Consider the following 12047-nt stretch of genomic DNA (forward strand, 5'->3'; position numbering starts at 1 on the left):
TTAACCTCGGCGCCTTTAATCACTACATAAATGTTCCGCTCCTGCAGCAATGGGCAGGGAAATCCATGGATATCAGGGGCATCATCGACCGTGCAGTTAGGCGGTTGGTCGTACCTTTTTTCGGCAATCAGCCTGGGTACAGTATTGCGGTTCGGTTCAGGCGGATGGTGAGGGTCGAGGCGTTCCTTATCGTAGTCGTCCTGCTTTGTGCAGCGGCGCTCCGCCACGAGGTACCCGCCCGCCACTATCTTCACCTCCAGCACACAAAAATGGAGCATGCACAGCAGGCGCCTGAGCCGGTCGTGAGCCTTCAGACGAAACCTGAAAGAATTGCTGTGGGAATCCCTGTGGCGATGACCGTCCTGATCGAAGATCGTGACGGAAAACCTCTTGAAGGACTCGAAGTCTCACATGAGAGGATACTCCACGCCATCGTCATCGGCAAGGATCTTAACGTCTTTGCCCATATCCACCCCGAGGACATTGGCCGCATCACTCGTGAGATGAGGAAGAAGGCGACCTTCCCCCTGAGCTTTACCTTTCCGAAGGCCGGGGAATATCTCATTGGCATAGACTTCGCCGTCGCTGGTCAGACACATAGCAAGAGCTTTTCTCTCAATGTCGCGGGTGAGCCGGCAATGGGAGGGCCTAAGGTCGATTTCTCGAAAACTAAGGATTTTGGAGAGTATCGCGTCACCCTGACGACCCCTGAGAAGGTAAAGGCGGGCGAAGAAACAAGACTTGCATACTTCATTGAAAGGAACGGGGAGGCAGTGAAAGATCTCAATCCTTACCTCGGAGCTGCAATGCACCTTGCTGTTGTACCCACTGACCTCAAGCTCTTTATCCATGCCCACGGGATCACGCCGGGGGAACCTCACCATCACATGGACCATATGGATATGCATGCCCATCCCCCCAAGAGGTTTGGCCCTGAGATCGATGCAGACGTCATCTTTCCCGTCAAGGGTATCTATAAGATATTCAGCCAGGTTGAACACAAGGGAAAGGTCCTCCTCTTCGACTTCATGGTGAACGTGGAGTAGCCGGTTCACGGCTTTGGCCATCAATCCTTGTAGTAGCCCGGTTTATCTGGTAAAATGCTCTGAAAAGACAGGGTAGAGGAGGTCCTATGGATATGAAGAGGAGTGCCTTGCTTGCTGCTGTATTGTGTCTATTTACGGTCTCTGTCGCCAGTGCAACGCATACCGGCGACGGCGGTTCTGATGGGAAGAAGGCGAGATTTACAAAACACTTCAACGAAACGCTTTTCCAGATTTCCGAGAAGGGTGAGTTTAGTGTCGAGGTCCTGCTGGACGACAAGGAATACCCTAAACTCGGCAAGAATGTAATCGGTATTGTGATCCATAACAAGCACGATCAGGATGTAGAAGGCGCCGATATTACGCTTTCCCTTCTCAGCGATGGCCAGGATGTCACAGGGTCACCGTTTGTCAAGGAAAAGGGAGACGGGTTGTACACCGTCGCAGACCTTGATCTCTCCAAGGAGAGGAAAGGGGAACTGAGGGTCAAGATCAGGCAGAAGGAGGTCCAGGATACTGCCGTCTTTGTTCTTCCCTCGGCATTGAAGGAACGTTTTCCTGCAGGCAGATATACTGAATGAAGCGATGGCCGACAAGGGGAGAAAAGAGTCCTGATATTGACAAGAGAGTAATTTTGTACTAAACTTCAGGCAACACATCCGGGAAATGCCTTGTAGTTATTCGCCTTTAAGATAGCCCGGTGAGGCTAAAAAGGCAAAGGAGTCAGCGTGAGCTGCAAACAATACAGCCGTTCACCACACCTTCTCCATGACCTCTGGGGAAGGTTTTTTTATGTCTGATGCCATGGCAAAAGAACTTCTGAACAAGAAAGAGATCGACCGGGCCATAATGAGGATGGCCCATGAGATCATCGAGAAGAATAAAGGTACGGAAAACATTTGCCTCGTGGGGATTCAGCGCGGAGGGGTACACCTTGCTCGGAGGCTTTCCGAGAACATAGGGGAGATTGAGCATGTGAGCATCCCTGTCGGGTCCCTTGATATCTCCTTTTACCGCGATGATCTGAGCATCCGGAAGGAGCACCCCTTTGTCCGGAAGACCGATGTCCCCTGCGACATTACGGGCAAGAAGGTCATCCTCGTTGACGATGTTCTTTTCACCGGGCGGTCGATCAGGGCCGCAATGGATGCGCTCATGGACATTGGGAGGCCCTCCGCCATCCAGCTTGCTGTCCTGATAGACAGGGGCCATCGGGAACTTCCGATAAAGGCTGACTATGTCGGGAAGAATATCCCGACTGCCCTCGATGAAACGGTCAGATTGCACCTGGAAGAGGAAGGCGCGGAGGAACGGGTGATCATCGTCCATTCTTCGGGAACTGAAGGGGAGGCCCATGATAAGTAATCTGAGGTCCAAGGACCTCCTCGGCATAAAGGACCTGAATGCCGAGGAGATACATCTCATCCTCGACACGGCCTCGGGTTTCAGGGATGTTCTTGGAAGGGACATCAAAAAGGTCCCTGCCCTGCGCGGCAAGACCGTGGTGAATCTCTTTTTTGAGCCGTCGACAAGGACAAAGACCTCCTTCGAACTGGCAGAAAAAAGATTGAGCACCGATGTCCTGAACTTCTCCGTGCCGACGAGCAGTGTTGTGAAGGGGGAAACGCTCTATGACACGATAAAAACGATTGAAGCCTATGGAGTGGATTTTGTGGTGATACGTCATTCCTGCAGCGGGACCCCTCACTTCATCGCGAGGAACGTAGACGCGTCGGTTATCAATGCAGGTGATGGCGTGCACGAACATCCTACGCAGGCCCTCCTTGATGCCTTTACGATCAAAGAAAAGAAGGGAGCTTTCCCTGGTCTCGAGGTTGCGATCGTCGGCGATATACTCCATAGCAGGGTGGCGAAGTCGAATATTTCCGCCCTTGCTAAACTCGGAGCAAAGGTGAGACTCATAGCCCCTCCGACGCTCCTGCCGTCCTGCATCCCGGAAGGTGCAGCGGTGTATCACGCTATGGATGAAGGGTTGAAGGGCGTTGATGTTGTGATGATGCTGAGGATCCAGATGGAACGGCAGGGGAAGGGCTTCTTTCCCTCTACCGGTGAATTTTTCAAGCTCTGGGGGTTGACGAGGGAGAGAGTGGCACTTGCCAAGGCTGATGCCATTGTCATGCACCCCGGTCCCATGAACAGGGGTGTTGAGATAGCATCTGATGTTGCCGACTCTCCCCAGTCCGTAATACGCGAGCAGGTTACGAACGGCATTGCCGTGAGAATGGCTGTGATGTATCTCCTCGGTGGGGCGCGGGGGTAGGACCATGAGAGACGACCAAGGCATAACAATCATCATCAGGAATGGTCACATAATCGATCCTTCTCAGGGGATCGACGGTATAGGAGATATCTCTATCGAGAATGGGAAGGTTACAGAAATCAGAATGGGAGCGAATCCTCTGCACTCCCCTCAGCCTCTTCAGAAGGGCGGTAAGGGGGAACCTCATGCGGGTGGCTCGGGAATCCATACGATCGATGCAACGGGTCTCTATGTCTTGCCAGGTCTCGTCGATATGCACACTCATTTGAGGGAGCCGGGCTTTGAACACAAAGAGACGATAAGGACAGGGACGCTGGCTGCGTTGAGAGGCGGATTTACCTCGGTCTGCTGTATGCCCAACACAAAACCGGTGAACGACAATGAGACCGTTACCGAATTTATCCTGCGGAAGACTTACGCCGAGGGGGCATGTTATGTCTATCCCATCGGAGCGATCACGAAAGGTCAGAAAGGCGAGGAGCTTGCGGAGATGGGAATGATGCGGGAGGCAGGATGCGTCGCCTTTTCTGATGATGGCTTTCCGGTCATGAACAGCCTGATCATGAGGAGGGCCCTCGAATACTCAAGGGTCTTTCATGTGCCGATCATCGCCCATAGTGAGGATCTCACCCTTTCCGACGGCGGTGTCATGAACGAGGGAGTGGTCTCTGCGGCCATGGGGTTGAAAGGGATCCCGTCGGCAGCTGAGGAAGTGATGATCTCGCGGGACATCGCTCTGGCTGAATTGACGGGCGGCAGGCTCCATATCGCCCATGTCTCGACAAGGGGCTCTGTGAGGCTCATACGACAGGCAAAGGAGAGAGGCATCCCTGTTACTGCCGAGACATGCCCACACTATTTCAGCCTAACTGAAGAGGCCGTCAGCGGATATGAGACAAAGGCAAAGGTGAACCCCCCTTTAAGGACGAGGCAGGACCTAGATGCTATGAAAGAAGGGCTGAAGGACGGTACCATCGATGTTATCGCAACAGACCACGCACCCCATCACAGGGACGAGAAACTTCTGGAATTCGACAAGGCAACCTCAGGCATATCGGGCCTTGAGACGGCCCTTTCCCTGAGCCTGAGGCTCGTGGAAGAAGGCGTCTTCACCCTTTCTCAGCTTGTCGAGAAAATGGCCTGGAACCCTTCAAAGATCCTGAATATCAGAAAGGGGTCGCTGGCAGCCGGTTCCGATGCGGATATCGTCATCGTCGACAGAAACAAGGGGTTCATTGTCGAGCCTGAGTGGTTCGTCTCAAAGGGCAAGAACTCGCCCTTCGGGGGATGGGTGCTGAAGGGTCTGCCGGTCAAGGTTATCGTCAAAGGAAAGATTTCGGAGGTTTCATGACGAGGGCATTGCTTGTCTTATCGGACGGAACAATTTTTGAGGGACTGAGTTTCGGGGCCGAGGGTGAGGCTATCGGCGAGGTCGTCTTCAACACCTCCATGACGGGATACCAGGAGATCCTTACCGACCCTTCGTACAAAGGCCAGATGGTCGCGATGACCTATTCCCAGATCGGTAATTATGGGATCAATACAGAAGATGTCGAATCTGCCGGCGGCCCCAAAGTGGAAGGGTTCATCGTCAGGGAATGTCCTGATTTCCCGAGCAGCTGGAGGGCGACGCTGTCGCTGAGTCAGTATCTCAGGGACAACGGGGTTGTCGGGATAGAGGGAATCGATACGAGGGCGTTGACGAGGCATCTGAGGAACCATGGTGCGCAGATGGGAATCCTTTCGACTACAGACCCCGATCCTGCGCATCTTTTGTCAAGGGTCAGAAGACATCCGGGGATCTCCGCCCTCGATCTCGTAAAGGAGGTGACGACAAAAGAACAGTATTCATGGACTGAAGGGTGCTGGAGATGGTGCAGCAAAGAGGTGAGGGATTTGGCGTCGGAGATCGGCAACAAGGAAAAAACCGATCATCGGTCCCTGCCCCCTAGACCCTATCGTGTCGTCGTTTATGATTTCGGCATCAAGTTCAACATCCTGAGGAACCTCGTTGAGGCAGGTTTTGACGTGACCGTCGTCCCTGCGGAGACGCCTGCAGAAGAGGTCCTCGAGATGAATCCCGACGGCATAATCCTGAGCAACGGGCCCGGCGACCCTGAAACAGTGACCTATGCGATCGAGAATGCGAGGAGACTCATCGGCAAGAAGCCTATATTCGGCATCTGCCTCGGCCATCAGATACTCGGGCTTGCCATGGGAGGAAGGACGTACAAACTCAAGTTCGGCCATCACGGCGGCAACCATCCTGTTAAGGATTTGTCAACGGCAAGGATCGAGATAACCTCGCAGAACCACAACTATTGCGTGGACATTGCGAGCCTCAGGGGAAAGGCGAAGCTCACTCATAAGAACCTCTATGACGGCACCGAAGAAGGAATGGTGCATGTGGAGTTTCCGCTCTTCTCGGTGCAGCACCATCCCGAGGCAGGGCCGGGGCCGAACGACTCAGCCCATCTCTTCAGAAGGTTCCGGGAGATGATCGGAGGGAAGACATGATGAAAGAGGTCACGTCGGACATCTACCATCTTCTCCATCCGAAGATGGCCTTCTACTTCGGCGGCAGGTCGTAGGATCCGGAATGTCATCGTGACAAACTCCATGACGGGAACAAAAGCATGAGTTACGACCTCATGATAAAGGACGATACTCTCATACTGAGAACGTCTTCCTTCAGGGCAGAGAAGGGGAGCGTCCTTCACAGCGGCATTTATAACCGCGAGCTTGCGTCGAGTCTGGCAGCAGGCGGCGTTCTGATGCTCCTTGGATTTTTTTTTGCCGCGAGCGGTAAAATAACGGTTGTCCATCTTGTGTCAGGGGCCGCGGTATTTGCCGTTCTCTTCCTTGTTTCCAGGAGGTTCCTATTCCGCGAGGTAATTCTTGAGGCCCTTTTTGACAGAGTGAACGACAGGATAGATACCTCGGTGCGGAAGATCGTCGGCAGTGTCAGACAGGTCCATAAGATGTCAGAGCTCTCGGGTATCTGTCTGGACCATGTGACGGTTCAGCCTGAAAATCCCGACGGGATCCGTGTTGTTGAGAAGATCGCCCTGCAGCACGGCACGGTGATCCCGGGGTTTGGAAAGATCAAGGAATTCCATGTGGTGCAGCTCGATTTTTCCGGCGAGCGGGTCAGTATTTTCAGTTCGGGAAAGAAAGAGGAGGCAGAGGCACTCATCGCCAGGTTAAAGGGGTTTGTCAGTGATTCACCGAACAGGGGAGCATGAATGAGTCTCGTCTATGATGAGCTTATTATCGCGACAAAACGGGAGATAGCGGTCTGTGAAGATGCGATAAAGAACGTGAGGAAGACCCTTGCCCACATGGAAGGCAGATATGCGATGGGCACTCCTGCATTTATCGAAAAGATGAAGAACAGTGACATGGGCGGCAATGCCGATTATGAACTCTGGTATTCGAGTTTTCTTGGGTTAGGGCGCTGGGAAGAGAGGTTGGAAGGCCTAAGGGAGATCCTCCGGATGCATTTCGGATCGATGAGGTGAACGTGCCGAAGAGGGATGACATAAAAAAGATACTGTTGATCGGCTCCGGTCCGATTGTCATCGGACAGGCATGCGAGTTTGACTATTCCGGTACCCAGGCGTGCAAGGCGTTGAGGGAAGAGGGCTACAAGGTGGTGCTCGTCAATTCAAACCCGGCGACGATCATGACCGACCCTGAGACGGCAGACGCAGTCTATATCGAGCCTCTCACAGCAGAGATTATGGAACTCATCATAAAGAAGGAGAGGCCTGACGCCCTTCTTCCGACGATGGGAGGACAGACCGCCCTCAATCTCGCCGTCGAACTCGCAGAGACGGGCATTCTCGAGAAATACGACGTGGAACTGATCGGCGCGAAGCTCCATGCCATCAAGAAGGCCGAAGACAGGGAACTCTTCAAGGAGGCGATGGAGAAGATCGGCTTTGAAGTCCCTCGAAGCGCATATATCGCGAGTATGAAGGAAGGGCTAGAGGCCATAGAATCAATCGGTTTCCCCGCTATCCTGAGACCGTCCTTCACCCTTGGAGGCACGGGCGGAGGCATCGCATACAACAGGGAGGAGTACACGGACCTTCTCGAAAAGGGTCTGAAACTCAGCCCTGTCCACCAGATCTTGGTGGAAGAATCGGTACTCGGCTGGAAGGAGTTCGAACTCGAGGTGATGCGCGATACGAGAGACAATGTCGTCATCATCTGTTCCATAGAGAATTTTGATCCCATGGGAGTGCATACGGGAGATTCGATAACCGTCGCTCCTGCACAGACGCTCACCGACAGGGAATATCAGCGGATGCGTGACGCCTCTATCGCCATCATCCGTGAGATCGGCGTTGACACCGGGGGTTCGAACATCCAGTTTGCCCTTAACCCCCGGAATGGGAGGATGATGGTCATCGAGATGAACCCGAGGGTTTCGAGGAGCTCTGCCCTTGCGAGCAAGGCAACGGGCTTCCCCATCGCGAAGATCGCGGCAAAGCTTGCGGTAGGTCTCACGCTTGATGAGATTCCGAATGACATCACGAAGGAGACGCCTGCCTCCTTTGAACCGGCGATCGATTACGTCGTGACGAAGATCCCAAGGTTCACCTTCGAAAAATTCCCTGAGGCAGACCCGACGCTCACAACGCAGATGAAATCGGTGGGAGAGGCCATGTCCATCGGCAGGACCTTCAAGGAGTCCCTCCAGAAGGCGTTGAGAAGCCTTGAGACCGGCAACTACGGGTTGGAGGAAGTGAAGGTCGGCACCGGTGAACTGAAATCAAAGCTCAAGATACCCCATTCCGAAAGGATATGGTATGCTGCACAGGCGCTCAGAAAAGGCATGTCTGTGGATGATGTCCACGGGCTCACGTGGATCGATCCCTGGTTCCTCACGATGATGGAACAGATCATCGGGATGGAAGAAGAGATGAAGAAGGCTGCGTTGTGCAGTCAGGATTCACATCCTTCCCCGTCGTCCCCGGAGGCTGTCAATCCTCAAGTCTTGCGCGGAGCCAAGGAGTATGGCTTCTCCGACCGGCGTATCGCTCAGCTCATGGGACTGACGGAGAAGGATATCAGAAGCCTGAGGAATCAATGGGGGATACGGCCGGTTTATAAAATGGTCGACACCTGTGCCGCAGAGTTCGAGGCATACACGCCCTATCTCTATTCAACGTATGAGAAGGCCTTCTCTCCGGCTGCAGAGCGCAGCATGCAGCGTGCAGGAGCGGATCAGAAATCCGAAATCATGCCTCGTGCGTCTGTCGAGTCCGAGGCAAATCCGACGGACAGGAAAAAGGTCGTCATCCTCGGATCCGGGCCGAACAGGATCGGCCAGGGCATCGAATTTGATTATTGCTGCGTCCATGCTGTCTTCGCCCTGAAATCGTTGAAATACGAGACGATCATGATCAATTGTAACCCCGAGACCGTGAGCACCGATTACGATACGGCTGACAGGCTCTATTTTGAACCCCTCACCATCGAGGACGTGCTGAGCATCGTTGAAACCGAAAAGCCTGAGGGTGTGATCGTCCAGTTCGGAGGACAGACGCCCCTCAAGCTTGCGGTGCCTCTTGAGAGGGAAGGGGTCAGGATCCTCGGCACTTCTCCCGATTCGATTGACAGGGCTGAGGACAGGAAGAGGTTTAAGGAGCTCCTCCACAAGCTCAGACTGAGGCAGCCCGAAAGCGACACCGTGGCATCGCCTGAAGAGGCGGTTGCAGTCGCCCAAAGGATAGGCTATCCTGTCATGGTAAGGCCGTCCTATGTCCTCGGAGGAAGGGCGATGGAGATCGTTTATGATGAACGGTCGCTCAATGACTACATGATGAGGGCGGTGAAGGCCTCGCCTGAGCATCCTGTGCTCGTCGATAAATACCTCGAAGACGCCATCGAGGTTGACGTGGATGCGATATCCGACGGCAGTGACGTTGTGATCGGCGGGGTTATGGAACATATCGAGGAGGCCGGCATCCATTCAGGAGACTCTGCATGCTCGCTGCCTCCTTACTCGCTCGGGACCGATATCGTGGAGGAGATCAAGGCCCAGACAAGGGCCCTTGCGCGGGAATTGAATGTCATTGGACTCATGAACGTACAGTTTGCGGTGAAGGACGGCGACATCTATATCCTCGAAGTGAACCCTCGGGGTTCGAGAACCGTCCCCTTTGTCTCCAAGGCCACGGGAGTTCCCCTGGCAAAGCTCGCTGCAAAGATCATGGGCGGAAAAACGCTGAAGGAACTCGGTTTCACATCGGAAAGAGAGATGAATTATATCGCTGTCAAGGAGGCTGTCTTTCCCTTCGACAGGTTCCATGGTGTCGATACGATCCTCGGACCGGAGATGAAATCGACGGGTGAGGTGATGGGGATAGACGAGAATTTCGGTCTTGCCTATGCAAAGGCCCAGGAGTCCTCGGATAATAAACTTCCGCTCTCCGGCAAGATATTCGTCAGCGTAAAGGACAAGGATAAACCGGGCATATGCCACATCGTCCGGAGGTTCCAGGAGATGGGGTTCGATGTCATTGCGACAAGAGGAACGGCCGAGCATCTCCTGAAGAAAGGTATCGAGGTCGGTATTATCAATAAGGTGACGGAAGGAAGGCCCCACATTGTGGACCTCATAAAGAACAAAGAGATAAGCTTCGTGATCAACACGGTGACCGGCGCACAGGCGCAGAGGGATTCTTTTTCCATACGGCAGAGCTCTCTTCAGCACCACGTCCCTTTTACAACGACCCTGTCCGGCGCCAACGCCGTTGTGAATGCCATCGAAAGGCTGCTCAGGGGAAAGATCACGATAAAATCCCTGAAGGAATACCATACCATGACCGTACCATGCAATCCTCAATGAGTTACAGATTGTCTCTCGTTATCCCTGTATCCTAAGGCATAACCAATAAGAAGAAGGAGGTCCTATGGCATCGATCAAGAGAATCGGAGTTATCACAAGCGGCGGTGATTGCGGCGGACTGAATGCCGTCATCAAGGGCGTGGCCCGCGGCGCGTACGACCTGGGGATCGAGTCGGTCGTCATTCCGAACGGCTACGCAGGATTATACAACCTCGTGGAATTCGAAAATGTCGTTCTCCTCAATGCGGACCGGGTAAGCCGCATCGAGGCGTCCCTCGCCGGCTCGGAGGCTGGACATTCGAGGGTAAAGATCAGCAAGATCGAAGACCCGAACAAGTATGAAAGGATAAAGGAGGGTCTAAAAAAGTTCGGGATCGACGCGCTCATCATCAGCGGCGGCGATGATACCGGAAGCGTTGTCGTCGACCTTGCTTCCCAGGGGATCCCCTGTATCCATGTCCCGAAGACCATGGACCTCGACCTTCAGCCTTACAGCGTTGGAGGCGATTCGGCAATTAACCGGATAGCGGTATTTACGCGGGACCTGAAGACCACTGGTCTGAGCCATAACCGCATCCTCGTGATCGAGGTCTTCGGAAGGTATGTCGGACATACCGCCCTGCGCGGTGGAATAGGCGCTGAGGCAGACTGCATCCTTATCCCTGAGGTGCCCGTGGACTTCGATATTGTCTATGAACACATGAAGGCCACGTACTTTGCCAGGGTGGTGAGGAGCGATGTGAAGGCAGGCACGTACATTATTGTGGTTGCCGAGGGTCTCAAGAATGCAAGCGGTGAGATGCTCTTTGACGAGTCGGCGGGAGTCGATGCCTTTGGCCACAAAAAGCTCGCGGGCGCGGGGAGGTACGTCAGACAGCAGCTCGAAAAGAGGCTGAAGAACGACCCCGAGGTGGTCGAATTCATGAGAAAGACAGGAATGCATGTGCCCGGCATTTATGTAATCCCCGAGGTAAGGGAGGTGACGCCGGGACATCTCGTTCGCTCCGGGGGATCTTCTGCCTACGATGTAAATTTCGGCTATAGGGTAGGGGCTGGAGCAGTCTTCCTCTTGCTCGAGGGGAAAAGCGGCAATACCGTTGTCGATGTTGACGGCCGGAGAATCTACTATATGGCGACAGCAGAGGCGATACGGCGCAGGGAAGTGGATATCGAGGAACTCGCCCTCTTTGAGAGCCTCGGTACCTGCTTCGGAAGAAAACCGGTGAAGTATGATCATGAGATGATCGAGGTGAAGGGGCAGGTGCAGAGGCATCTGTAGTGTCGAGAGAACGGGAGGCTCTTGGGAGGGGAATCTCGGCTTTCCGGTCATTCTCAGGATCCTCGCGAGAGAAAGATGGACCTTGGAAGTGTGACGAAGATTCAAAGATCATATGAATACGTGAATGACTTTCTCTATTTTGTGGTGCGTCCCGTCACCGAGGGAGAAAAGCAGGCATGGGTCTATTGTTCGGGTGTGAACATTTCCCGTTTTTCTCCCATCACGAAAGGGAGGCATGGAATAGGAAATCCTTCCGTGCGGGCGCTTCAGAACGTCAATCACGGTGTCAGGTCTCTGGCACTATCGAAAGGGGCAAGGCCAAGGGCTCTTCGGGGCAATGACTGCGCAGGCATTACCCCTCCGAAGGATACCTGGTATACAGAGCTCCTGCTGATAGAAAATGCGTCAGAGTCATTCCCTCATGAAATGATCGACTACTGCGTCAGAGACCTGCTCACAAGAATTTTCAGGGCCTGCCTCCTCGAACTTAAGCTGCCTGATAAGTTGCTGAAGCCTGATGAACTGCAGGTCTTTCTCGAAGACCTCTGTGTGAAATACGGTTAGGCAAAAAAACACTTCATT

Annotated in this window: 11 protein-coding genes; all 11 read left to right on the plus strand. The window is 53.7% G+C overall.

Annotation, left to right across the window (positions count from 1 at the left end):
* On the plus strand, nucleotides 1-1046 hold a 1046-nt coding region (locus VFG09_05835), incomplete at its 5' end, for a CopD family protein (protein ID HET6514663.1).
* A gap of 86 nt (nucleotides 1047-1132) precedes the next feature.
* Nucleotides 1133-1624 (plus strand): hypothetical protein, encoded by a 492-nt coding sequence (locus VFG09_05840; GenBank protein HET6514664.1) that lies wholly within the window; start codon nucleotides 1133-1135, stop codon nucleotides 1622-1624.
* 223 nt (nucleotides 1625-1847) lie between these two features.
* A complete protein-coding gene (gene pyrR, locus VFG09_05845; protein ID HET6514665.1) occupies nucleotides 1848-2408 on the plus strand; it encodes a bifunctional pyr operon transcriptional regulator/uracil phosphoribosyltransferase PyrR in 561 nt (186 codons plus the stop codon).
* Nucleotides 2398-3324 (plus strand): aspartate carbamoyltransferase catalytic subunit, encoded by a 927-nt coding sequence (locus VFG09_05850; GenBank protein HET6514666.1) that lies wholly within the window; start codon nucleotides 2398-2400, stop codon nucleotides 3322-3324. The genes pyrR and VFG09_05850 overlap by 11 nt, the downstream gene beginning before the upstream one ends.
* A 4-nt stretch (nucleotides 3325-3328) precedes the next feature.
* Nucleotides 3329-4675: a dihydroorotase gene (locus VFG09_05855; protein HET6514667.1), complete on the plus strand. Its 1347-nt coding sequence runs from the start codon at nucleotides 3329-3331 to the stop codon at nucleotides 4673-4675.
* On the plus strand, nucleotides 4672-5841 hold the full coding sequence (carA, locus tag VFG09_05860) for a glutamine-hydrolyzing carbamoyl-phosphate synthase small subunit (GenBank protein ID HET6514668.1): 1170 nt from the start codon (nucleotides 4672-4674) through the stop codon (nucleotides 5839-5841). Before VFG09_05855 ends, carA begins: the two co-directional genes overlap by 4 nt.
* 119 nt (nucleotides 5842-5960) lie before the next feature.
* Entirely contained in the window at nucleotides 5961-6569 is a 609-nt protein-coding gene (locus tag VFG09_05865; GenBank protein ID HET6514669.1) for a hypothetical protein, read from the plus strand.
* A complete protein-coding gene (locus tag VFG09_05870) occupies nucleotides 6570-6845 on the plus strand; it encodes a hypothetical protein (protein ID HET6514670.1) in 276 nt (91 codons plus the stop codon).
* Between the two features lie 2 nt (nucleotides 6846-6847).
* Entirely contained in the window at nucleotides 6848-10186 is a 3339-nt protein-coding gene (gene carB / locus VFG09_05875; protein HET6514671.1) for a carbamoyl-phosphate synthase large subunit, read from the plus strand.
* A 64-nt stretch (nucleotides 10187-10250) separates the two neighbouring features.
* Complete coding sequence (locus VFG09_05880; GenBank protein HET6514672.1) at nucleotides 10251-11465, plus strand: 6-phosphofructokinase; 1215 nt, start codon at nucleotides 10251-10253, stop codon at nucleotides 11463-11465.
* Between the two features lie 90 nt (nucleotides 11466-11555).
* The gene (locus VFG09_05885; GenBank protein HET6514673.1) at nucleotides 11556-12029 is read left to right on the plus strand and encodes a hypothetical protein; all 474 of its coding nucleotides are present in this window, start codon (nucleotides 11556-11558) and stop codon (nucleotides 12027-12029) included.
* Nucleotides 12030-12047: the final 18 nt, after the last annotated feature.

The organism is Thermodesulfovibrionales bacterium, assembly GCA_035686305.1.
Classification (GTDB): Bacteria; Nitrospirota; Thermodesulfovibrionia; order Thermodesulfovibrionales; family UBA9159; genus DASRZP01.